The sequence below is a fragment of the Pseudomonas sp. NFACC14 genome (assembly GCF_900106885.1).
Classification (GTDB): Bacteria; Pseudomonadota; Gammaproteobacteria; order Pseudomonadales; family Pseudomonadaceae; genus Aquipseudomonas; species Aquipseudomonas fluorescens_AA.
Window position 1 is genome coordinate 913,026 of sequence record NZ_FNOA01000001.1, and the last position, 24,791, is coordinate 937,816.

General features: G+C 61.0%; 16 protein-coding genes. All 16 read right to left on the reverse strand.

The features are described from left to right. Positions 1-244: 244 nt before the first annotated feature. Complete coding sequence (locus BLU85_RS04300; RefSeq protein WP_027912745.1) at positions 245-1,171, reverse strand: ketoacyl-ACP synthase III; 927 nt, start codon at positions 1,169-1,171, stop codon at positions 245-247. Between the two features lie 330 nt (positions 1,172-1,501). Continuing rightward, on the reverse strand, positions 1,502-4,396 hold the full coding sequence (locus tag BLU85_RS04305; RefSeq protein WP_092204536.1) for a TIGR00180 family glycosyltransferase: 2,895 nt from the start codon (positions 4,394-4,396) through the stop codon (positions 1,502-1,504). Positions 4,397-4,460: 64 nt separating this feature from the next. Beyond that, the gene (locus BLU85_RS04310) at positions 4,461-8,042 is read right to left on the reverse strand and encodes a glycosyltransferase (protein ID WP_092204535.1); all 3,582 of its coding nucleotides are present in this window, start codon (positions 8,040-8,042) and stop codon (positions 4,461-4,463) included. Between the two features lie 109 nt (positions 8,043-8,151). Next, positions 8,152-9,717, reverse strand: coding sequence for a flagellar hook-associated protein 3 (locus tag BLU85_RS04315; protein ID WP_092204534.1), 1,566 nt, complete (start codon positions 9,715-9,717; stop codon positions 8,152-8,154). Between the two features lie 13 nt (positions 9,718-9,730). Then, positions 9,731-11,797 carry a flagellar hook-associated protein FlgK gene (gene flgK, locus BLU85_RS04320; RefSeq protein ID WP_092204533.1) on the reverse strand — a complete coding sequence of 689 codons (2,067 nt, stop codon included), beginning with the start codon at positions 11,795-11,797 and terminating at the stop codon, positions 9,731-9,733. A 10-nt stretch (positions 11,798-11,807) separates the two neighbouring features. Then, positions 11,808-13,112: a flagellar assembly peptidoglycan hydrolase FlgJ gene (gene flgJ, locus BLU85_RS04325; RefSeq protein WP_092204532.1), complete on the reverse strand. Its 1,305-nt coding sequence runs from the start codon at positions 13,110-13,112 to the stop codon at positions 11,808-11,810. Positions 13,113-13,122: 10 nt separating this feature from the next. Further along, positions 13,123-14,193, reverse strand: a complete 1,071-nt coding sequence (locus tag BLU85_RS04330) for a flagellar basal body P-ring protein FlgI (RefSeq protein ID WP_170847652.1) — start codon at positions 14,191-14,193, stop codon at positions 13,123-13,125. A 45-nt stretch (positions 14,194-14,238) separates the two neighbouring features. Next, positions 14,239-14,934, reverse strand: a complete 696-nt coding sequence (gene flgH / locus BLU85_RS04335; RefSeq protein ID WP_092204531.1) for a flagellar basal body L-ring protein FlgH — start codon at positions 14,932-14,934, stop codon at positions 14,239-14,241. Between the two features lie 70 nt (positions 14,935-15,004). Next, entirely contained in the window at positions 15,005-15,790 is a 786-nt protein-coding gene (gene flgG, locus BLU85_RS04340) for a flagellar basal-body rod protein FlgG (protein WP_092204530.1), read from the reverse strand. A gap of 49 nt (positions 15,791-15,839) precedes the next feature. Then, positions 15,840-16,577 (reverse strand): flagellar basal body rod protein FlgF, encoded by a 738-nt coding sequence (locus tag BLU85_RS04345; protein WP_060738660.1) that lies wholly within the window; start codon positions 16,575-16,577, stop codon positions 15,840-15,842. A 174-nt stretch (positions 16,578-16,751) separates the two neighbouring features. Beyond that, positions 16,752-17,903: a dTDP-4-amino-4,6-dideoxygalactose transaminase gene (gene rffA, locus BLU85_RS04350; RefSeq protein ID WP_092204529.1), complete on the reverse strand. Its 1,152-nt coding sequence runs from the start codon at positions 17,901-17,903 to the stop codon at positions 16,752-16,754. A gap of 51 nt (positions 17,904-17,954) precedes the next feature. Further along, the gene (locus BLU85_RS04355) at positions 17,955-18,632 is read right to left on the reverse strand and encodes a metallophosphoesterase family protein (protein ID WP_092204528.1); all 678 of its coding nucleotides are present in this window, start codon (positions 18,630-18,632) and stop codon (positions 17,955-17,957) included. After that, positions 18,613-19,590 carry an ATP-grasp domain-containing protein gene (locus BLU85_RS04360; RefSeq protein ID WP_092204527.1) on the reverse strand — a complete coding sequence of 326 codons (978 nt, stop codon included), beginning with the start codon at positions 19,588-19,590 and terminating at the stop codon, positions 18,613-18,615. Before BLU85_RS04360 ends, BLU85_RS04355 begins: the two co-directional genes overlap by 20 nt. Beyond that, entirely contained in the window at positions 19,587-20,435 is an 849-nt protein-coding gene (locus BLU85_RS04365; protein WP_092204526.1) for an NAD-dependent epimerase/dehydratase family protein, read from the reverse strand. The genes BLU85_RS04360 and BLU85_RS04365 overlap by 4 nt, the downstream gene beginning before the upstream one ends. After that, complete coding sequence (locus tag BLU85_RS04370) at positions 20,432-21,160, reverse strand: class I SAM-dependent methyltransferase (protein WP_092204525.1); 729 nt, start codon at positions 21,158-21,160, stop codon at positions 20,432-20,434. The genes BLU85_RS04365 and BLU85_RS04370 overlap by 4 nt, the downstream gene beginning before the upstream one ends. Before the next feature lie 45 nt (positions 21,161-21,205). Further along, positions 21,206-24,742 (reverse strand): glycosyltransferase, encoded by a 3,537-nt coding sequence (locus BLU85_RS04375; protein ID WP_092204524.1) that lies wholly within the window; start codon positions 24,740-24,742, stop codon positions 21,206-21,208. Between the last annotated feature and the right edge of the window lie 49 nt (positions 24,743-24,791).

Here is a 24,791-nt window from a genome sequence, read left to right on the forward strand (position 1 = left end):
CGGCCCTTGGCAACCGCCGGGGTGTGGCCTAGAGAACCTTCGTAATAGTTATCGTCGGATTGGGAACTTGCTTGAGGGCTTTTTTCAAAAAATTTGCTAGCAGACTGCCACCCCTTGCAAAACAAGGGTTTAGCGGAGGGTCAAGGTCTGAAAAATGGCGCCAAGAAACCGCAGGATTAAGTCGCGGGCAAAAAAATAGCGCCACAGGCCAGCCTGAAGCGCTATTGAGAAGAACGTAACCGGGTCAATCGCGATAGAGAATCGCCGAGCCCCACGACAGGCCCACACCAAAACCACTGATTGCCACGCGCTTCCAGTCAGCATCCAGGACGTGCTTTTCCAGCAGCAGCGGAATGCTCGACGACACGGTATTGCCGGTCTCGACCATGTCCTTGATGAATTTCTCAGGTTCACCCTCGAAGCGTCGCGCCACGGCATCGACAATCGCCGCGCTGCCCTGGTGGATGCAGAATGCGTCGATGTCGCTGGCTTGCAATGAGGATTCGTCCAGCAGTTCGTGCAAATGAGCCGGTACTTTCAGCAAGGCGAAGTTGAACACCTGGCGACCGTTCATGAAAAACACCCCGTCGCTGACCTTCAGGTGTGGCGCGCCGGAACCATCGGTGCCGAACTTGGCCTTGCCCAACTGCCAGCTGGCGCCCTCGGCCATCCACGTGGCGGTGGCGGCGTCGCCAAACAACATGGTGGTGTTGCGGTCTTCAGGGTCGACGATTTTCGAATACGGGTCGGCGGTCACCAGCAACCCGTTCTTCAACCCTGCGGCCTCCATGAAGCCTTTCAGGGCATAAATGCCGTATACGTAGCCCGAGCAGCCCAGCGATATATCGAACGCCGCCACATGGGTCGGCAACCCGAGCTTGTCCTGCACGATGGCGGCCGTGTGCGGCAGGCCTTCTTCATCACCGTTCTGGGTGACGACGATCAACGCGTCGATGGATTCGCGCGAAAGCTGCGGGTTGTTGGCGAACAATGCATTCACCGCTTCGACACACAGGTCCGAGGTTTCCTGGTCAGCGTCTTTGCGCGGCAGGAACGCCGAACCAATCTTGCCAAGGATGAATTCTTCATCCTTCTCGAATTTGGCACCCTGAGCGTAGTTATCCACACCAGCGGTCGGCACATAACTCGCTATGCTTTTTATGCCAATCATCATGGCTTCCCGATCATGAACTGCGACTAGGTTCACCCCCAAAAGCTCAGGGGCGCGTCAAAAATGGTTGATTTCCAAGGGCGCAGGCCTTATCAGGCGAACGAACAGGCCTCCACTCCGGGGAATACAATACAGTGAAGATGCACTTTATGACCTATGCGTCACGCCGTTTTGTCCTGGAGGAGCATTTTTTCATGACAAACGAAGCCGTGTCATTTCCCACGACGGTATTGGATGCTGGACAGGAACCTTGAGGATGGCGGTGCAATTGGGCGAGAGCGCCGGCAGGTTCTACCTGCCGGCGTCGATGGCTCGCCTCGGAAGGCGGAGTTATGCCAACAAGTCGGTCCAGGGTACGTTGCGCACCGGACCCAGGGTGAAACCAGCGCCTTGCAGCGCCAGGTTAGCGTTATAGAACCGATCCTGAGCGAACGCCCCGGACCACTTCTCACGCAGCGCCGCACGCGTCTGTGGCGTACTCGCCAGCACACCGGACTGGATAACCTGCACATGTGGCGTCCATACCGTCAGGTAACCGGCCTGGCCAACCCTGAGGCACAGATCCACATCACCCAAGGCATCGTCGAACAAATCGCTGTCTATGCCGTCAGCCGCTTCGAATAGTTGCTTGGAAATCATCAGGCAGGCAAACGACACCGCCGAACAGTTCTGCTCGACGACCAACCTGTTCATGTAGCCTCTGGCAGTCTTCGGCTCGCCGACGAATGCCGAGCCGACTTCGTCGTTCAAGCCCAGAATCAGGCCCGCCTGGGTGATACGTCCATCGCGCTCGACCAGCTTGGCACCGACCACGCCGACTTCCGGACGCAAGGCCTGGTTGAGCAGCGATTCGATCCAGTTGACGTTGACCACTTCACTGTCTGCCGCCAGCGTCACCAGATAGTCGCCCTTGGCCTCCTGGCTGGCCGCGTTGATCAATGTGCCCGTCGCCGTGCCTGGTTCGATATCCAACAAGCGAACACGACTTGCCTGGTGCCCCTGCCCCTGGAGCCAGGTACGCAGCACAGCGTTGTCTGCCGCGGCGGCGCAGAGCAATACCTCATAGCGCTGATATCGCGTGCGCTGCAGGACGCTGAGCAGACCTCGTTGTCGGGTCGTCAGGTCGCAGGCACCGTGGACGATGATCGACACCATGGGGCGCTCGGCAAAGCGGTAGTCGATTTTATGCGTGCCCGGCACGACCGCGCCCACATCGGCCTGATAGCCACGAACCGCCAGATGACGCAGCAGCGTCTTGCGCTCATCGGCGTTGTCTTCCACCGGCAGCGCCTGGCAAGTCAGCAGAGGCTCATCCAGGTGCGCAAGGCCCTCCAGGCCGTCCTGCTCGATCAGACGCAACAACAGGTCGAACTCCATTGCGTTCTTGAACTCGCGTGAATAGCCGCCGAGCCTTACCAACGTCTCGCGGCGTACCAGCCAATGACGGGCCATCAACGCCGGGGCACTTTGCAGCAAGTCAAGGTTGAACCCTGGCCGGAAGACATCGGCCAGGGTCCCGTCAGGCTGGCGCTGGAACTCGTCCATTGCCACGGCCTGGCATTGCGGCGCGGCCAGCAATTCCACGCCTGCGCGGAACAGCCCGCCGGGGGTCAATTCATCGCCGGCCTCGACCATGACCATCCAATCGCAATCGCTCTGGCTGACCACCTGATTGATTTTGTCGATGTAATTGCTTTCGTTGACTTTGACGAAATGCAGGACTTGCTTTGGCGTCGTCTCGGCCGGCAGGTCGCCGGTGGTGAAAACAACAATCTTGAACGCCCGGCAATAGCCATTGAGCACGCTATCGAAGGTGGTTTGCATCTTGAAGATGTCGGCGTCCAAATCCAGGACCAAAATGCCGAACGTAGGACCACCGTTGCGAGCAGCCAGGTACTCGGACACTTTCTGGGCTTCCCTGGCACTCGGTTCACGCGCTTCGAGCCAGCGCAGCAATTGACCGGAGTGCGTGGTGTCGAACAACCTGGCGGTATTTTCAAACGCCGCCGCCTTGAGCCGTTGCTCCCAGGCCTGGAGCATTTGCACGTAGCGCTTGTCACCCTTGGCCTGCATGACCTCGAGCAGTTGCTCCACCAGATCCTGGTTGAAGGCATAGCTCAGGAAAGCCCTCGCCAGCTGTTCATCAAGCGGCTCGGCGCTGGTGTTGCGCTGGGGGCGGGAGAGCTCCTTCTGCCTGAGCATGACGGCTTCCAGCTCCTTCAACTGCACCTGCCCGCTTGGCGCTGCATGCAGCAGGAACTCCAGCGAAGTGAGCACGTCGAAAAAAGCCTGGTTATAGAACGGCATCTCAACGTATTGCGTCGGTTCGAAACGACGCACCGGCTCGCCACGCCGCGAATCCCAGATCGACTCGAACAGCTTCCTGGTCTGTGGCACTGAACGCTCGTCCAGTTTCTTGACGATGGCCTTGGCATAGTCCCGCACCGAGGTATCCGTACCGAAGGCACCGGCCAGGGCCGTGGCAAAACGCTCCTGTTCAGCGACCGCACGCAAGTCCACGGAGCCTGGCGCCGTGGCAACCAGATTCTGTGGCTTCGCCACGCGGCTACGTTCATGCAGGCCATAAGGGATGTCCAGCAAGCGAACCCTGGCATCCGCCATCACCCCATAGCAATGGCCGGCCTCCTGCAACCGCGAATCAAAACCGGCAGGCAACGCAGCGTAACTGCGCCGCAGGGTTTCAGTGCGCGTGAGGGCATTCACCAGGGACGGGCAATCCTCGGCAAACACGGCCAGCCGGGCTTCGGCCGATGGGCCGGAATAATCCTCACAGCCCTTGCGATCAAGCAAGTAATAGTCGACACGATCGGCATGGGCCTCGAACGCCAGGCTGTAGCCTTGGCAGGCACTGTACTGAGCGTGCGCCTCCAGGAAACCCAACGCCTGTTCCAGCGCCGGCGGCAGCAGGAAACTCTCAACCTCGGCAATCGCCAGGTAAGGCGTGGCGACGCGCTCGACGGCCTGGCGAACCTTGTCGCCGAAACCAATGGCCGTGGGCACGTGCAGGTATTGCACACCAGGGAACGCTACCGTGATATCAGCGTCGATCAGGTTCGATGAGTCGATCACCAGTACGGCGAACGAACTGTCGCGGTAGTGGCGCAACGCCCGCCGCAGGGCAGTCGACTGGTCGTGAGCGAGCAGCACCAGGGTAAACCGTTCACTCAACGGCGCAGTCGATCCTGTTGGGACATTGCTTTGCATATTCATTCCTTAACAAGTGGGGTGACCGCATCAGCGACACCGGGAGTTTCGTAGGTTGAAACTCTCAATCCGGTAGCCAACCATTGGCCCAGTACTGCAGGTTATCGCCGCGCAAGATAAAGTCGCGCAGCACCACTTCACGTAATTCGTCGCCCATCCGGTAGCTGGCAATCGGATCCGCCAGGTGCATACGGATTGCCTCCAGCCATTCTTCGGTGCTGTTGGTGAGGACCCGGGTACAAGGCAGGTGCCCCCGATAAGCCTCGGTATCCGAACAAATGACCGGGTAGCCGCACGCACCGTATTCCAGCAGGCGAAGGTTGCTCTTGCAGTCGTTGAAAATATGGAACTCCAACGGCGCCAAGGCCAGGTCGAGGTTCAGGCTGGCAAGCTTCGCCGGATAAGCCGCCAGGCTCACGCCCGGATGAAACTCATGGACATAAGGCTTGAGCAAATCGGGGCACATGCCAAAGAACACCCATTCGACTTCGTCGGCCAACTCCCGCACGACATCGGCGATCAGCTCCAGGTCGCCACGGTGGCTAGTGCCGCCTCCCCAACCGATACGCGGCTTGCTGGAGGTTGCACGCTGGCTTCTGAGCCGGTTCCACAAGCCTGCAGCCAGCATGTTCGGTACGACGCGGATGTCGTGGTGCATGCTGGACAAGACGTCCGCCAGCGGATGGGTCGAGACCACGACCCGATCACACAGGCCGATCCCTTGACGCAGCAAGTCCTCGAGGTTGTCCGGCATATTACGGCGGTGTTCGTTTTTTTCCGGGACCCGGGCGATGTAGTCATCCAATTCGTAGATGCGCATGGCGTTGGAGTAAGTCTTGACTTGAGCGATGTCCTTGAACTTACCCACGTTATAGCGACCCTGAAGGATGATCACATCCGGTGACTGGCGCTCGATGTCGATGATCGAAGGCGTATCGTAGGCAACACGTCCCACGACTCGCCCAGCCGCTTCCAGTTCGAATAACGGCTGGCTGACCCGGTAGTGCCCCACCGCCGAGGTATTGACCGCCAGCCCCAGGATCGAAGGGACGTTGCGGGTGATCAGCGGATTCCAGCCGGTGCGTGGCCCGGGCTCGAGACTGAAGCTTTTCCCGGTCAGGGTCAGGTTACGGTTGTAGGCAGGATCGTTGGCGATCCTGGGCAGCCAGCGCTGATAGAACGCCTCTTGTTCGAGCTCCAGCCGCTGCTTCCACGAAGGATCGCGACTGGCTTCCACGCCGGACACCAGCACAACATCACTGTAAGGCGTGGTGACGATCAGGTAGCCGTTTTTTCCGACCTGCAGGCATAGCTCCAGAGCGTTGATGCGCTGCGTCGTGATCGACTCATCGAACCCACCGGCTTCCTCCAGAACCTGCCTGCGCACCAACAGGCAGTGATCGCCGACAGCGCTCCAGTTCTGCACCGTCTGCAAGCGCTGCATATAGCCGCCAGACGTGACCGACTCGTTGACGAAGGCCCTGCCCGCCAACCCACCCAGCCCCATGATCATGCCGGAGTCGATGACCCGGCCTTGCTGGTTGAGTGTGCGAGGCCCCACGATACCGACCTCGGGACGTTGCCCATGATTGAGCAACTCATCCAGCCAGGCGGCTTCCAGCACGATGCAATTGGGGTTCAGCAACAACAGGTATTCGCCGCGGGCATGCTGTACGGCGAAATTGCGGATCACCGCTTCGCTGTCGCTTCCCGGGTGCAGGAGTATTCGCAACTTTTCACTGCCCAGCTCGGCCATGGCCCGCAGCCAATGCTGCAGCTCGGCGTTTTCACTGGCGTTATCGACGATGATGATCTCGTAGTGCGGATACGCGGTCGTGCTGATCAGGCTGTTGACGCAACGCTCCAGTGCGCCCAGGTCATCCTTGACGCTGATGACGATCGACACCAGGGGTCGCTCGTCGAACAGGTATTCGATGCGCGGGACCAGCGCCAGGAGCGGTCCTGGGTGAAGCCGGTAAGGCACGCCGATACGCTGTAGATGAGCTTCGATCAGCCGGGCGTTTTGCTCGATGACTTGCGGCAACGACAGCCATTGGGCAAACGAAAACGTTGACTCGACCTGGACTTCGGGAATGTGGCCAATGACCTGTGGCCCGTCCGTTTCCACCAACTGCCAGATCAAGTCATGGGGTGCCAGCTCGCCCAGGCTCGAATCGAATCCACCCGAGGCCAGGAATCGGGCACGCTCGAAAGCCAGTGTCCGACCGACATAGGGATAACCGCGCATCAGGTCGAGATTGAAGTCAGGTTTGAAGATCGGCTCCACCGACTTGTCATCCACCAGCGCACCTTCATCGCTGTAGAGACAGGCAGCAGCCGGCGAGCTGACAATCCGATCGGCCATGATCAGCAGTGCCGACTCAGTCAAGCGATCGCCGGCACGCAGCAGATAGAACCAGTCGGCGCCGTCCAGTTGAGGCAACAGCCCATTGAGCTGCTGCGCCCAGTCCGCTTGCAGGCCAAGGCGCAGGACATGGTTGTCCACAGCCTGGCGCCCATTGGACAGCAGCAGCACCGATTCGCAGGCATAGGCTTGGGCAGCGATACTCTGCAGGGTAATACCCAGCGCATAAGGATCGTCCTGCTCATCGATGATGACGGGAACGATCATCGGCCGATAGGCCCAGCGGGCAATCTGCCGGGACAAGACTTGCTTGCGCAATGGACTGAAACGTCGACATGTCAGCCACTGCGCATAGAGGTCTGCGTAGCTTTCGATGTCCGTGCCGACTTGCGAGCCGATGACGCCCTGGCGAGTCGCAATGACTGAATAGACGTTGATTTCTTCCCACTCGGGCGCGCCTGGCTCCTTGGGCTGCCCCAGCGACTGGTAACGCACCCAGCCACTGGCTGGCGCCGGCTCGCCACTGCGCTGGGCGAGCATTTCCTTGAGCCAGGTCAGCTCCACCGTGGCCGCTTCAAGCATCTTGGCCTGACGCGCCAGGCGCTCCGGATGCAACCGCTGGCCGCTTCCCTCGGCATAAAGCTGGACCAGATCGCCCCGGCGCAACAGGCAGATGAACAAGGCAAAATCGAGGACAGCCTCGAAGCCTTCACCGGGCCGCGCCAACGCTGGCAGCAAGGCCTCGACATCTGTGCGGCGCATCAATGCGCCACTCAAGCCACCGAGAATATTCCGGGTGGTCTTTTCAAAATACGCCAGCATGTCGTTGCCGTTGAACAACGCATCGAACTGCGTGATGCCCGTATTTTCAACGCGGATCGGCAAGGCATAGTTGTCGGCATCGATTAAATGATGCTTGTTGATCACCAGCGATACTTGAGGATGCTCCTGCAAGATGGCCGCCTGTTGGCTGACGCAGAACGCCAGCAACTGGTCGTCATCGCACAGGAACTTGATGAACTCGCCCCGGGACTCTTCAAGGCAACGCAACAGATTCTGCTGGAACCCCAGTCGGGTCGGGTTGCGCAGGTAACGCACCGCAACAGTGGAACCCATGCCAACTTCCTGGACAATCTGCTCGATTCCATCGCTGCGGCAGTCGTCGCAGATGACTATCTCCAGGTTCTCGTAGGTCTGCTCGAGCGCGCTTTGCAAGGCGAGGCGGAAAAAGCGTGGGTGGTACGCGGGGATGGCAATGCTGACAAGAGGAGCTGATTTCACACGCTTGGCTCTCAACCGGTGGGCGTCAACTCAGGCGAGAGCAGGACGTCCTGAATCGTATAAAGGAACGGTCGGGGACCGCTTATAGCGTCACGGTCCCTGCCCTGGATCAGATTTTGTTGAACAATCCCAATTGCGTGATTTTGCTGAACGCCAACTGCGATGCCTGCAGCATCGTCTGCTGCAAGGTCAGGCGCGTCATCACTTCGGCCGGGTCGGAATCACGAATCGCCGACTGGGTCTGCGAGTTGGCGAGGACGAAGCTCTGATTGGTATCGCTCTGGGTATCGAGCGACTGGCCACGACCACCGACCGAACTCAATGCACTGGTCAACTGGTCAGTGCCGCTGGCCAGGTTACCGATAGCCGAAGCCAGTGACGCATTCAGTTTCTGGATGGCGATGTTGTCGCCATCGGCCGGCGTGTTCAAAGCAGTCCGCAACTGGTTCACGGTGTCCAGGACGTTCTGCGTCTCGTGGGTATTGACCGCGATGCTGAACTGATCGTTGGCGGCCGGGGCACCATTGAGGGTGAAACTCACGCCGGATGCGGTGGCGACGTTGCCTGCCAGGGTGCCGCTGGACACCGGCTTGCTGTCGGCGGTCAGTGGCGCGGCGTACAGGTCGAAGTCCGTGGCGCTGGTGAACTTCAGCACCGCCGCTCCCGTCGGGAAGCTGGCGTGGTAAGCCGTCGGATCGGTGATTGCGCTGCTGGTGATCTGGGTCGCGGTGGCGTTGCCCGGACTGCGGGCCGGCGTGAACGAGTCGGGTTTGGCAGCCAGGGTGAAGGTATGACCGGGCAAGATCGTGCCCGCAACGTCACCGGCATGAAGGTTGACGTTCAAGGTCAGGTCGACGCCGCGAAAGCTCACCGTCTGCCCGAGCTGGTTACTAGGCTCGATGACCCCGCCCTTGCTGGCTTCGGCGGTCACATCGTTGCCACCCGAGTCGGTGATTTTCAATTGGGTGCCGCTGACGAACTCCACTGTGTACGGCTCGCCACTTCGGAACTGGCTGTTGTAGCTCACGCTGGAGGAGACTTGGCCGTTGGTCAGCACCACGCGACCATCATCCACCGCTGGCGCAGTCATGGTGACCTGGGTGCGACTGGTGTTGACGGCCTGCTGGAATACTTCCCAGCCGGTGCTGTTGGTGGCCATCGACATGGTATCGCCGATCGGCAGGTCCAGGGTCACCTGGTCGCCGTTGTAGGTGTAGGTGCCGTCATCGTTACGAGTGAACGGTACGACATCGCCCTTCGATCCGGCAAAGATGTACTTACCGTTTTCATCCTTGGTGTTCATCAGGCTCAGCAACTGATCTTCGATCGACCCCAGTTCCGAGGCAACCGCTTTACGGTCCGCGTCGGTGTAGGCGGCGTTACCGGCACTGACGGCCAATTCCTTGGCGCGCTGCAGCACGTTGCCAATGCTGGTCATGACCGCTTCGGTGGTGCCCAGGGTCGCCTTGATGGTGGTGACGTTGGCTTCGTATTGGGAAAGCATCGAAGCCTGGTTGCCCAACTGCAGCAGGCGCGAAGCGCCCACCGGATCATCCGCGGCGGTGTTCACGCGCACCAGGCTGCTGGCTTCCTCGCTGGTCTTGACCACCTTGGCGAAGTTTTTCTGGTAGTTCGCAGCCGTGCTTTCGTAGAACTGAGAGGTGGAAATGCGCATGGGCTACGGCTCCTTAAAGACTGTTGATCAATGTGCTGAAGATTTGTTGCGCAGCCTTGATGATCTGCGAGGACGCGGTGTAGTACTGCTGGAACTTGACCAGGTTGCCGGTTTCTTCATCCAGGTCCACGCCCGACAGCGAATCGCGAGCGGTCTTGGCGTTGTCCAGGATCGCCCCAGTGGCGGCGCTGTCGAGCTTGCCCTGGGCGGCCTTGGCGCCGACGCCTTCCACCAGCTTGCCGTAGGCATCGTTCAGGGAAATACCCTTGCTACTGGAGCCGGTGTCGACGGTCTTGGCGGTCTGCAGACCGGCCAGGACAGTACCGTTACGGTTGTCCAGGCTGCCGGGCTGGCTGAGGCTGACATTGATCGAGGCGCCGTTGGATGGGGCACCGGCAATGGACATGTCGAACGTGACGGTGCGTTGTACCGGCGGCACGGACGAATCCATGATCGGATTGCCACTGGCGTCCTTGAGCGGAACACTCAGGCTCAAGGTGTTGCTTTCGCCGGGCTTGATCGTGCCATTGCTGATCTGGACACCTTTGGCATCGAGCAATTGATAAGCCTGGCTGGTGCCATCGGCGGACGTCGCGCCGAACACCACCTTGACCGGCATGGAGTTCTTGATGCCGTTCTGGATGATGGTCGTGGTGGCTGCGTCGTAGATGTCCAGCTTGGTGGTCATGCTCGGCTGGCCGCTGGCCGGGATGGTCAGCGTGCCGCTGCCCCCTGGCACGATGGCGGCGCCCAACGGCGCGGCAATCGCCAGCCGCTTGGAGTCGGTCATCTCGGTCTTGATGTTGGCCGCCGCGTCGCGGGTCGGGGTGAGCTTGAACGAGTCGCCGGCGGCTGCGGTGCCGTTGGCGAACGTCATCGAAAAACCGTCGATCACCGGCGGTGGTGTGGTCGCGGTGTTGAACGCGCCCATCGAGGTGCCGTCGGGCAGGCGCTGGACGGTGTAGTCCGTGCCGCTGGTGAACGTCACCTTGTAGTCGTTGGTGGTCAGCTTGCCGGAGTCTTTGATGGCGATGTTGAAGTTGCCGGAGCCGGCGCTGTTGTTCAACGACGCAACGCTGCGCTGGCTGACCTGCGTGGCGCTGTTGATGTTAGTGAACAGGTTGGAGCCGAAGGCCCCGTTCATGTCGATGCCCGAGGCCTGGACGCTGTTCATCTGGTCGGCGACCACCAGGGCCACGCGCCCCAGCTCGTTCATGGCCGGGTCGAGCACGGTACTGCGGTAGCGCATCAGGCCACCGATCTCGCCGCCGGTGAGCACCGACGTCAGGTCCATGGAGCTGGAACCGCTGTTGAGCTGGATGCCCATGCGCCCCGGATCGTTCTTGTCCGGCACCGCTTCCAGAGTATTGACGATGTTGCCCATTACCAACGGCTGACCGGAGCCCAGGTAGATGTCCAGGCTGCTGCCGTTCTCGACAACCTGTGTGCCGGTGAAGGTCGACAGTTGGCGAATGGTTTCGCTGCGGGCATCGAGCAGGTCGTTGGGGGCGCCGCCGGCATTGGAGACTTCGGCAATTTTCTTGTTCAACTGCGCAACGGTGGCCGCCAGGTTATTGACCTGGTCGACCATGTTCGACAGGTTGCCGTTGATGTTCTGGCTCTGCTCCGTCAACTGGTTGGAAATCGAATTGAAACGGTTGCTCAAGGCCTGGGCATCGCTGAGCAGCAACTGCCGGGATGCATCGTCACCTGGCTTGGCGTTGACGTTCTGCACCGAGGCGAAAAACTTGGTCAGGGCGCCGTTGAGGCCGGTGCCGCTGTCAGACAGCAGGGAGTCGAGCGGAGTGATCTGACCTTGGTAGGCCGCCGCGTCGCTGTTGAGCGACGTGGTGGTTTTCAGTTGCGCTTCAAGGAAGGCGTTGTACACCCGGCGCACGTCGGCCAGGGTCGTGCCGGAACCAATGAACACGTTGCCGTACTGGTTCGAGGCCTTGGTGGTCTGCACGGTCTGCTGACGCGAATACCCTGCGGTATCGACGTTGGCAATGTTGTTACCCGTGGTCACCAAGGCAGTCTGGCTTGCTGACAGACCCGACATCCCTATATTGAGCAAACTCATGGTTCAGACCTTATAAAGTCGTGGTGGCGCCTGCAGAAGCGTAGTTTTGGTAACTCGTCATCTGCCGGGCTATGTTCGAAATCTTGCTGGCGTAGTGCGGGTCGGTGGCGTAACCGGCCTTCTGCAACTCGCGTACAAACTGTTCGGGGTTATCGGCCGACTTCAGCACATCTTGATAGCGACTGTTGCTTTGCAGCAGGTTGACCAAGTCATGGAAACTGTCGCGATACGAGGCGTAGGAACGGAACTCGGCCGTCTCCTTGACCATCGCGCCATTGCGGAATTCGCTGGTGATCGCCCGTGCCGAATCGCCCTTCCAGTTGGCGCTGGCCTTGATGCCGAACAGGTTGTGGCTACTGCTGCCATCGGGCTGGCGCATCACCGATTTGCCCCAACCGGTTTCCAGGGCGGCCTGGGCCACCAGGTAGCGTGGATCGACACCGATGCGGTCGGCGGCTTCCTTGGCCATTGGCAGCATGGCGTTGACGAATTCATCGGCATCGCGGAAGGCCTTGCGCGCCGGTGCCAGCGGTGGCTGGGCCACGGCACGACCATAGACCTGCATGTCCCCTTTCGGCTCGGCAGCCTTGAGCGCGGCCAGCCAGTCGCCATTGGCCAGCTCGCCGGTGGCCGGCTTGACGGCGGCGACGGCGCGATCCGGCAGCAGGTTCTGCGCAGGGACATCGGCATTGGCCGAGGCCGACGGCACCAGCCCGGCGAGCAGACGGTCAGCCAGTTTCGGCGGCAGGGCCAGGCGACGCTGGTTGAGCAGTTCCATGTCGTTGCGGTGGACGCCCTCGGCGCCTTGTGGCGCACTCACGGCCCGCGAAGCCCATAACGGACGCTGGCCATTGGTGCGCGACAACGGACCGTCGGCGGGCAAGGTCCCGGCCGCCACCGGCGTCGGGACCGGCGCCTTGGCGACCTTGTCCAAGGCCTCTTGCTGCTTGGCCGCCGACAAGGTCGCCGCCTCACCGGGCGCCAGTGGCTTGTTCTTCGACATCTGGCGCAGCAGCACATCGGCCAGGCCGATACCGCCGCCTTCGCGGGACATGGAAACGGCCAATTGCTGGTCGTACATTTCCTGGTATTGCTTGGCTTCCGGCGTGTTCAACGGGTTGTCCTTGCCCAAGGCCTCGGTGGCCGAACGCATGGACTTGAGCATTTCGCCGAGGAACAGCGATTCGAATTCCTGCGCCACTTTACGCAGGTTGCCGTCGCTGTTCTTGTCGCCGACCTTGAGCTGGTTCAGGCGATTCAAGTCCGAGTAGGAACCCGAATCCCCGCTGATCAAAGCGCCCTTGCGCATATCCATGACTCGCCCCTCAAATCACGATCAGGTCGGCTTGCAACGCGCCGGCCTGCTTCAAGGCTTCGAGAATGGCCATCAAGTCGCCCGGCGCCGCGCCGACCTGGTTCACAGCCCGGACGATTTCATCCAGGGTCGTGCCCGGGCCGAACTTGAACATCGGCTTGGCTTCCTGCTCGGCATTGACCCGCGAACGCGGGACCACGGCGGTCTGGCCGTTGGACAATGGCCCCGGCTGACTGACGATCGGGTCTTCGGTGATGGTCACGGTCAGGCTGCCGTGGGTCACGGCGGCCGGGGAAACCTTGACGTTCTGGCCGATGACGATGGTGCCGGTGCGCGAATTGATGATGACTTTCGCCACCGCCTGGCCCGGATCGACCTCGAGGTTCTCCAGGATCGACAGATAGTCGACCCGCTGGCTCGGATCCAGCGGCGCGGTGACACGGATCGAGCCGCCGTCGATGGCCTGGGCCACGCCTGGGCCAAGCATGTCGTTGATCTTGTCGACGATGCGCTTGGCGGTGGTGAAGTCGGAGCGGTTGAGGTTCAGCGTCAGGCTGTTGCCCTGGTTGAAACCGCTCGGCACCGCACGTTCCACCGACGCACCGCCGGGGATGCGACCGGCCGACGGAACGTTGACGGTGATCTTCGAACCGTCGCGCCCCTCGGCATCGAAACCGCCCACCACCAGGTTGCCCTGGGCGATGGCGTAGACGTTGCCGTCGATACCCTTGAGCGGCGTCAGCAACAACGTACCGCCACGCAGGCTCTTGGAGTTACCGATGGACGAAACGGTGATATCCACTTGCTGGCCGGGCTTGGCGAACGCCGGCAAGTCGGCACTGACCGACACCGCCGCGACGTTTTTCAACTGTACGTTGCCGGAACCGGCCGGCACCTTGATGCCGAACTGCGACAACATGTTGTTGAAGGTCTGCAGGGTGAACGGGGTCTGGGTGGTCTGGTCACCGGTGCCGTTCAGGCCCACGACCAGGCCGTAGCCGATCAACTGGTTGGAACGCACGCCGGAAATGCTGGCGATGTCCTTCAAACGCTCGGCCTGAGCGCTAAAGGCTGCGGACATCACCAGGGCACCGATCAACAGCTGCTTAAGATTCAACTGGGCCACCTAGAAAGGGAACTTCGGGCTGAGGAAGAAACGGTCGAACCAGCCTGGCTGGCTCGCATCGGCAAAGGCACCGGTGCCCGAATAGGTGATGCGCGCATCGGCCACACGGGTGGACGAAACGGTGTTGTCGGTGGCGATGTCGTCGGCGCGAACCATGCCGGCGATGCGCACCAGTTCGTCACCGGTGTTGAGGGTCAGCCACTTCTCGCCGCGTACGACAATGATGCCGTTGGGCAGCACATCGGCGACGGTCACGGTAATCGAGCCGGTCAGGCTGTTGCTCTGGCCGGACTTGCTGTCGCCCTTGGTGGCCCGGTCGGCGTTGTAACCGGCGTTGAGGCTCAGGTCGTTGCTGCCAATCGGGTTGTTGGTGGTCAGGCTGGAGCCGAACAACGACGTCAGGCCGACGCTGGTATTACTGGTCTTGTCCATTTGCGAGTTGGCGTTCTTGCTGGCCTGCGTCCGCTCGTTCAGGGTAATGGTGATGATGTCACCGACCCGGAAGGCCTTGCGGTCGCCGTACAGGTTCTGCTCGAAGCCGGCCTGGTAGATCGAGCCATTGTTGGCGGCGGCAGGCAACGGCGTGCGCGGCAACACCGGAGCGTAGTACGGGTCATTGGGCCTGGGCGTCGGCGCGACACAGCCCGCCAGCGCGGTGACCCCACTCAGTGCCAGAACAGATACGAAGCGTTTCATGACCCTACCTCTTGGTGTTGCAGGCGACCTCAGGCCGCCCTGTCTGCGTAATTACCGATGTGCGACGTGATTACAGGTTCTGCGTCACGAAGGAGAGCATCTGGTCGGCGGTGGAGATCACCTTGGAGTTCATCTCGTAGGCACGCTGGGTGGTGATCATGTTGACCATTTCCTCGACGGTGCTCACGTTGGACGTTTCCAGGGTGTTCTGCAGCGTGGTGCCGAAACCGTTCAGGCCCGGGGTGCCGATTTGTGGCGCGCCACTGGCGGCGGTTTCCAGGAACAGGTTGTTGCCCACCGCTTGCAGGCCGGCCGGGTTGATGAAGTCGGCGGTCTGCAGGTTGCCGATCACCTGGGCGGCCGGGTTGCCCGCCACGGTGATGGACACGGTGCCGTCACGGCCCACGGTAAAGGTCTGGGCATCGTTCGGAATGATGACCGCCGGCTCCAGGGCGAAGCCGCTGGCGTTGACGATCTGACCGTTGGAGTCGAGGTGGAACGTACCGTCACGGGTGTAGGACGTGGTGCCGTCCGGCTGCAGGATCTGGAAGAAACCGCGACCGTCGATGGCCATGTCCAGCGGCTGCTCGGTGGTCTGCAGGCTGCCGGCGTTGAAGTTTTTCTGGGTGCCGACAATGCGTACACCCGTACCCACTTGCAGGCCCGACGGCAATTCGCTGTCTTGGGTCGACTGGGCGCCAGGCTGGCGTTTTACCTGATACAGCAGGTCCTGGAACTCGGCGCGATCACGTTTGAAACCCGTGGTCGAAACGTTCGCCAGGTTGTTGGAAATGGTCGTCAGGTTGGTGTCCTGGGCGGACAGACCTGTTTTGGCAACCCATAGAGCCGGAAGCATTCGATTCTCCTCGTACGCCTGTTTTTCGGCGCAGCGCTGTAATTAATGATTAGATCTGCAAGACCCGAGCCATGGCTTCATCGCCTTCTTTGGCGGTGTTCATCATCTTGACGTGGAGCTCGAACTGCTTGGCCAGGGCCAGCACCGAAGTCATTTCATCCACGGCGTTGACGTTGCTCGCCTCCTGGAACCCCGACACCAACTGCACGTTGGCATCGATGGGCGCCGGCTGGCCGTCCTTGGTCCGGATCGAGCCGTCCAGGCCCTTGGTCATGTTCTTGAGGTCCGGGTTGACCAGCTTGATGCGGTCCACTTCAGCCATCACCCGCGGGCCTTCACCCATGGCGCGAATGCTGATGGTGCCGTCCTGGCCGATTTCGATTTTCTGTTCCGGCGGCACGGCGATCGGACCGCCATTGCCCATCACCGGCATGCCGTTGCCGGCCCGCAGTACGCCCAGGGCATCGACATTGAGGCTACCGGTGCGCACGTAGCTTTCACCGCCGTCGGGGTTCTGCACAGCCATCCAGCCCGGCCCGCTCACCGCGACGTCGAGGTCACGACCGGTTTCCACCAGCGCGCCCGGGGTGAAGTCAGTAGCGGGACGCTCGGACAGGGCAAAGGCCCGCGCCGGAAAGCTGTCACCGAATACAGGCATCGAGCGCGCCTGCTCCAGGTCTTTCTGAAAACCATTGGTGGAGATGTTCGCCAGGTTGTTGGCATGGGCCCGTTGCGCCAGTGCGTTCTGGCTGGCGCCGGTCATTGCCACATAAAGGTACTTGTCCACTGTCGTTCCTCTGCATGCCGGACGTTTGCCGTCCACTGCTGTGTTGCACAGCCTGAAGCAATTTGCAGACCAACTTTTTTCTGGCGGGCCCAGGCCCTGGAAACAAAGGGCTCTGGGGGTTCAGGGGGCACCGTTCAGTTGAGTCGAAGTCGAAAAACCGGCGGTGTTATGCCGCTAAGTGGCAAGGGCTGCCAAAGCGCCGCCGAGCACATCGACCACCCGGTCTTGTTGATCCTTGGAGAGACCGAGCCACATCGGTAAACGCAACAGCCGCTCGGAATAACCATCGGTGATTTCCATTGAGCCATGCACACGCCCATAACGCGCGCCACCGGGGGATGAATGCAGCGGCACGTAATGGAAGACCGCATAGATGGCATGGCTCTTGAGCGCCTCGAGAACAACCTGGCGCTCCATACCAGGGGCCAGGAGCACGTAGTACATGTGCGCATTGTGCTGGCAATTTTCAGGAACGATCGGACGACGCAGCAACCCTTGCCGCTCAAGCCCCGCCAAAGCGGCATGGTAATGCTCCCAGATCGCCAGGCGGCGCTGGGTGATGGCTTGCGCCTCTTCCAACTGGGCCCAAAGAAAGGCCGCAGTCATTTCCCCGGGCAGAAACGAGGAGCCCACTTCTTGCCAGGTGTATTTGTCCACCTCGCCCCTGAAGAATCGACTGCGATCGGTACCTTTTTCCCGAATGATCTCGGCTCGCAGCGCCATTGCCGGGTCATTGGCCAGCAAAGCGCCGCCCTCCCCCGAAATCACGTTCTTGGTTTCGTGAAAACTGAAGGCTCCAAGGTCTCCGATGCTGCCCAAGGCCCGGCCCTTATAGGTAGACATCACCCCTTGCGCGGCGTCTTCGACCACCGCCAGCCCATGCTGACGTGCAATGGCCACGATAGTGTCCATCTCGCAGGCCACACCGGCGTAATGGACGGGCACGATGGCCTTGGTCCGTGACGTGATCGCCGCCTCGATCAGGCGCTCGTCCAGGTTCAAGGTGTCGGGACGTATATCGACGAAAACCGGCACCGCGCCACGCAGCACAAAGGCGTTGGCCGTGGACACGAAGGTATAGGAAGGCAGGATGACTTCGTCGCCGGGCTGGATATCCAGCAGCAAGGCCGCCATTTCCAGCGCGGCGGTACAGGAGTGGGTGAGCAATGCCTTATTGCAACCCGTGTGGGATTCCAGCCAGCGGTGACACTGCTTGGTGAACGGACCATCACCGGCGAGCATGTTGCCGAACTTGGCCTGGGCAATGTAATCCAGTTCCTTGCCAGTCATGTACGGGCGGTTGAAGAGTATCGTTTCTTGGCTCATTGCAAACTTCCCAGGGTGGGCATGGTCATGGGCGACGCACAGCACAACACTTCAAACCGCACTGATCCGCCCGCCTATCTGACTGCCGATATCAAGATTTTCATAGAAGTACGGGGTGAACCCGGCCTCCTTCATTGCCTGTTGGGTCTCACTTCTATCGTATTCAACCCGATGCAGGTTGAAGACCTCGCCGTCCCAGGTCGCGAAACCCGCCCGGGGATCACCATCACGTGGCTGGCCGACTGAACCGGGGTTGCAATAGGTCTTGCCTTCACCGCTCCACAGGTACTGGACATGGGTATGGCCTGACGCGAAATACCGGCCAGGCAACGGGGCGAAATACGCCTGCGAGGGTCGTACGTATTCATCCAACGGATCGTTCCAGCCCCCATGGACAATGCTCAATTCATCCTGGGTCGAGCGCTCCGGGAGCGATCCCAGCCAGGCCAGGTTCTGCGAAGTGATGACGCCCTGTTGATAGTCCAGGCAGGCATTGGCGCTATTGGAACGAGGGCAGCGTTCATTCCTGGCCAGGTACCAATCATGGTTGCCCATCACGGAGAAGATGTTTCGCTCGCGCAGGGCCTCGCAACACTCGTTGACTTGGCTGTAGTAACCGGCCGTGTCACCCAGGCAGATAATCCGCGACACACCCAGCCCATCGAGTTTGGCAAGCACTGTTCGAAGGGCGCTGTAATTGCCATGGACGTCAGAAATGATCCCGATCATAGACAATGAAATCCTCTATAAAACGAACAGCGAAACCACTGCGAAGGGTCGGCGGGGCCGGTGTCTTGCCGTCGAGATAATAGGCCAGGCACATCGCCGCCTCGTTGTAGCCAAATGCGCGACGTATCGAACTGGTCGAGGAGATTCGCGGATTGATCTCAAGCAGGCTCCATTCGCCATCGGAGCCCCGCCGGAACTGCAAGTTGGTCGGCCCGACCGGTTTGAAAGCGCGGCACAACCTGGTGACCGTCTCGTCCAGCGAATCATCCTGATATACCCAGGCCTTGGCGGTAGACCCGTCCGAGGCCAACTTGCGCTGGAAGGCGATGATCGGACCGGTGTCGCCACCGCTATCGCCGAACGCCGCCACAGTGAATTCGTCGGCCGCGCTGCCAATGATGGGCTGCGCCATGAGGTGATCACCGAGCAGGGCCGCGTGCGGCGTAAAGTCGCGCTCCTCGCGAACCCAGACCAGCCCTTTGGAAGCGTAGCTTCGGCGCGGCTTGAGCAGAAAAGGCAGGCCCAAGGCCGCCTTGAGCGAGTGAAAGTCCCCCGACAGCAGGCTGGGAATACGGCTGGCATCCCCCAGCGCCACCAGCGCCTGGTCCATTGCCCATTTGTCCTTGGAAAGGTCGATCAAGTGCTGGTTGTTGAGCACGACCTGACAATCGAATGTCGCCAACAACGCTCGGTTGTCCGACAGCCAATGGACGTCCTGTTCGATCCCGGGAATCAACAGATCGACCTCGTGCCTGGACAGCGTGTCGCCCAGCCACTGGCCGTACCCCGGGTCAGCGGTCAAAGGGGCCTGCACGAATACATCGCTCCAGCCGCGACCGACAGCATCGTCGTAGATATCGGTGCCGACGAGCCGAACAGAAGGGTCCGCCGCACGCAGCGACTTGAGCAGGCCGTAGCCCATGATGGCCCCTACACCCGTCACCATGACAGTCTTCATGACAGACGCTCCCGGTGCGCTCTCATCAGCCCAAAGCCCCGGCGGACATCTATTCGCGGGACGAAACCTATTCGCTCGTACAACTCATGGCCGCAGTCGAAGGGGGGCAGATCGGGAATATCGTTTTTTTCTGGCAGGAAGCGGACATCCAGCGGCTTGCCAAATGCCTCGAACGCAGCCTGGGCAATCTCGGAAAGACGAGGGCTTTCGGGATGACCGCAGTTGTACAGACCAGTAACCCCCTGCTCTGCCAGCCGTGCGCAGACCTCGGCAAGGTCACTCAGATGCAAGTAGTTGCGCCTGGCGTCGTTGCTGCCATACAGCTCGACGGTTCGCCCCGCCTGCGCCTTGTCGGCGATGGCGTACAACAGCGGTTGGTGAGGCCTGCACTGCTCGCCGTCGTCGTAGACCTGACTGATGCGCAGCACGCTCAGTGCCATGCCGCGCTCTTGGCAATACAGGCTCGCCACTTCCTCTGCATGGCGCTTGGACAGCGAGTAGATGCCGAAGTAGGGATCTGTCGCCTGGTCGCAGGCCGAACGCGACGACAACAAAATGAAATGACGCGCCCCGCATTGTTCGGCCAGGCGGCAGGCAACCAACGTACCGACACTGTTGACCCGTTCGGCGCGGACCAGGTCATCCGGCTCACGCCCGCCAAAATCGGCAGCGGCCAGCACCACGATGTCGAAGCGCTCATCGAGAGCAACGGGCTCCGGGCCGCTCAAGTCAAAGGTAATATCGGCCTCCCTGCGCCCCGCCAACTTGACCTGGCCATAGCGCGACAACGCCTGGGCGACAGCTTTGCCAATGACCGAAGTACTGCCGATGACCAGGCTTTTCATGACTGGGGGACTGTCGCTTCGAGCATCAGCGCGCAACTGAGCTCTGGGTAATCGATACCTACGGTGCACATGGCCTGGACGATGTCTGCACCCAAGTTCAATGCCTTCAATTGTCCGGTGGTGAATGGCTTGAGGAACACGCCTTCCTTGCGCACCACCTGGAGCCCGGCGGCTTCCAGCTCGGCGCTCAGGGTCTGGAGCGAGTAGCTGCGCACATGGCCCAACTCAAGATCACCGCGCCCCAGCGCCATCATGTCGTCAAGCAGTCCGGCCGCATGACCGAACCGCCGATGCAGAGACTCGCCATTGGGAACCAGCACGAAGCAACGTCCACCCGGCGCAAGAAAGCGCTTGAACCTTTGCAGTACGGTCTGTGGATCTTCGACGTGCTCCAGGACAAACCCCATCACGATGAGATCGAAGCGCTTGTCGGTGTCGAATGTCTCGAAGTAACTTTCGACGATCTCGGCCGTGTTGTCCGGGTACTGGGCCTTGAACTGGGCGATCACCGAGGCAGAGCCATCGATGACCGTGTGCTCACTGAAGAACTGCGAGAAGCGGTGGGTGCTGAAACCATGGCCCACACCGAGCTCCAGCAGGCTTTGCGCTTGGGTGCATAGCGCCATGATGCGCTGAGGATACCAATTGAGAATGATGTTGTTGTCATACGCATAGCCAAAGCTGTCGCTGTAGGCTGCGATGAAAGTATCCAGATCGCTACTCATGTCACATGCACTCCGCTGGGCGGCCAAAGTAATAATTAATACGCATCAATCGGCCAACCAGGCCCGTCGCCAGGCGTCCAGGCGCTCACCCTCGAGCAGCCATTGCGCCCGCACGGTCGACTGCAAGGCGTCCCCCAGCGCCGCGGAAGCCTCACGGTCTTCCAGGTGCAAGCGAATCGCCCGGATCCAGTCTTGCGCCTCGTTGCTCACCCGTGACAGCGGCAATGCCTCGCCGCCGACAAAACCCGGCACCCGGCTGCAAATGACCGGATGGCCGCAAGCGGCATGCTGCAGGACGCGCAGGTCGCCAGAACAGGCATTACCCAGGTTTTCCGCCATGGGTACCAGCGCAAGATCCAGATTCAATGCGGCCAGGGCCGCTGCCAACTGCTGCTGCGCGACACCTGGGTGCAGCTCCTTCAGAAAAGGCTGCAGTGACGCGGGGCAGTCGCCCAGCACCACCCAGTCTACTTCGCCCGCGAATGCGGGCAGCACGTCGGCCAGCAGTTGAGTATCCTTGCCGCCCAGCCAGCCCAGGCGCGGCTTGGTCCCCATGCGTCGCTTGCTCTGCACACGCCCCCAGGCGGCCGGCAGCAAGGTTTCCAGCACACGGATGTCGGGGTGCTGGCCCTGCAACAGTTCGGCCAGCGCCGGCGTGGGGACCAGCACCCGATCAGCCTGCATCATCCCGAACCGCAGGCGCTCCAGCAGCTCATCGGCAGCGTAATCCCCCTTCAGCTCCATCTGCGGCAGATAACCGTCCAGCTCGTAGACGGTGAACGCCTTGGAAAACGCCCTCAGGCGGTTCAGAGCCAGTAGCCCGGCGTCGTCCAGCGGGCGCTGCAACACCACGGTGGTCGGCGCCAGTCGCTCGAACTCCACCGGCGACAGCAAACTCGAAACAGCCGCGCCTTCGATTTGCCCCGCCTCAAGCAATGTGCTGAACGGCTGAACCAGCCGCGAATAAGCCCCCGCCTGCTGGTCGGTGACACAAACCAGCACCCTTGGCACGCTGCCTTGCAGCGGATACCAGCACAGGTCGGTGTTTTCCCGGGCAAAACCCTCGCCGGCGCGCAGCGAAAAGTTGGCATTGTAGGCAGGGTCACGGGCCAACTGTGGCAACCAGCGCGCGAGCAAGGCATCCTCCTGCTCGCGACTCGCACGGGTGTCTGCCACCGGGTTCATCAACAGTCGAGCGTAAGGCGTCCAGACGTTCAGGTAACCGGCCTGCTGCAGCTTCAGACACAGGTCGACATGGGTCCAGGGCGCCAGCAGCGGATCGGTGTCGAAGCCATCGGCCTCAAGGAAAAGCCCTCGCCGCAGCATCAGGCATTCAGCGCCCACTGCGGAGCAGTTCTGCTCGAGCCCCAGTCGCCCCATGTAACCCGATGCCTGGGATGGCAAACCCTCAAAAGCCCGACCGACGGTGGCGCCCAATCCCAACACAAGGCCCGCCTGGCGTATGCGACCCTGGCTATCCTGCAACTTGCCTCCCACCGCGCCGACTTCCGGGCGCTGGGCGTGATTGAGCAACGCGTGTATCCACCCCGGCTCAAGCACAGCGCTTTGCGCATCGAGCCAGAGCAGATACTCGCCCCGCGCCTCCTGCGCTGCCGCATTGCACATGGCCGCACGAGACTGTCCCGGCATGAAACGCAACACCTGGAAACGGCCCTCGCCCATTTCCTCCACCAGCCCCAGCCACTCCAGCAATGCGGGCTCGTCGTTGCCCGGTTCTATCAGCAAGACCTCGAAGTCCACCGCGTCAGTCTGCGTCAGCAGGCTTTCCAGGCAACGCTGGAAATTCGCCAGCTGTCCTTCCAGGTAAATCAGAATACTGACCGAGGCCTGCCGCTCATGGCCATAGTCGATACGATAGCGGCCCGGCTCCACTGCAATCGCTCGCGCCTGACCGTAGCCACGCGCTTGCAGGTGCGCATCAATGACCGCACGCTCATCGGCGCATTCCGACTGCCGCACCTCGTTGGCGATCAACAGGGGTTCGCTGACATGACCCACACTCGCCACACCCAGCTCGCTGATCAGGCGCAGTTGGTAGGCCAATTCGAAGGCCCCACCACAGGCATCGTCAAAACCGCACAGGCGCACCAGCGCCTCGCGACGGTACATCCAGTGGCAGGAAAGGCTGGCCGGAAACGCCAACAGCAAATCCAGATTCAGGTCGGGCCGCAAGGAGAGGTCGATCACCCCCCCAATGCGCAGCGCCTCGTCGGCGTACACCGCCAGGCAACTGTCAGGCGCTTCGAGCAGATTCAGTGCCGTCACCAGCAGCCCTGCGGCAGTGAATTCCTCCCCAGCCTCCACCAACATGAACCAATCGCTCCGCACGCCCTCGAGCAAACCATTGATCGCTGCGACCGGTTGCTTCGAATCACATGCCAGCCACTGAACGTTGGCACGTCCCGGGTCAGTGTCCCCCATCACGCACACATGAATGCGCTGGTACAACTGTCGATCCAGGCTATCGAGGGTGTGAGCCAGCGCCAAGGGATTGCCGGCATCACGGACCAGGACAGTGAAGGCAGGCGCCGCCGAGTTCGCCAACCGCTCATCGATCAGACGCAGTTGTTGCGCCAAGGGGTAGCGCTGGCGCAACCAGTCGAGCACACCCAGACGGTTGCCGACCGCCTCGCGCACGGCAGTCGCCTGGGTTTTGGCAATAAATACGTCCAACTGCTGCCAGAAAGACGCAGTACGCTCAACGTAACGCGGCAGGGCATCGCCAAGGCTTGCCCGCGCATGTTCCAACGGGTCCGGCTGATCGAGCATGGCAAAGCCGACACTGCCGAAGAAACTGGTGTCGAGCAGCGGCTGGTCGACGCCATGTCCCGGAATGAAAATCACCGGGCATCCACACAGCACTGCCATGACGCAGGTCATCGACCACTCATAGCTGTACATCACCTCTGCATTGCGCAGCAGCTCGGCCAGCTCAGGCAGGGCCAGCGGATTAGCCATGCTTAGCAGGCGGATATCCGCGGGTAGCAGCGAGTAGTCGATCTGGTCCAAGGGGTGGCGGTTCTGGTAGAGATAGCTCCCCTTGCGCACGGCTCCAGCGCCCACCGTCGAGAACATTTCGACATCGATGGCCGGCAGGCACAACAGGTCACCGTCAGGGTCACCACGGTGCTCGGCGAGCCTGGCTGCGTAATAGAAAAGCAAGTCGGTGGGCGCGGCGTCCATGCCATTTCCCGTGAGAAATCCCTCGAAATTCAGTAGGAAACGCGCCACGACCGAACAGTTGAGTGGATTACCAGGGAACACCTCGGGATAAACCGCGATCGGCACCTTGCCCGCTGCCGCATGGCGCTGCCTGATCGTCGAATTGAGCAGCGGCGTCTTGAGTTCCGGATTGACCACTTCGGTGCCGCAAATGTAGGCCTCACGACCACTGAGATTGAGCATATGGCAGAGATAGTGCAGCGAGACGACGCCCGACGACGACTCACGGTATGCGGGCGCCAGGAAATAGTAGGGGTGTTCGGGTTTGGCATACATCAACCGCAGACGCGCCAACGCTTGTTCGAGCGAGTAAGCGTCCAACTGCGCAAGGTTCGACATCGGGTGCAATCTCCAAATCAAATCAAAAGGGTGTCACTGGCAAGGCCCG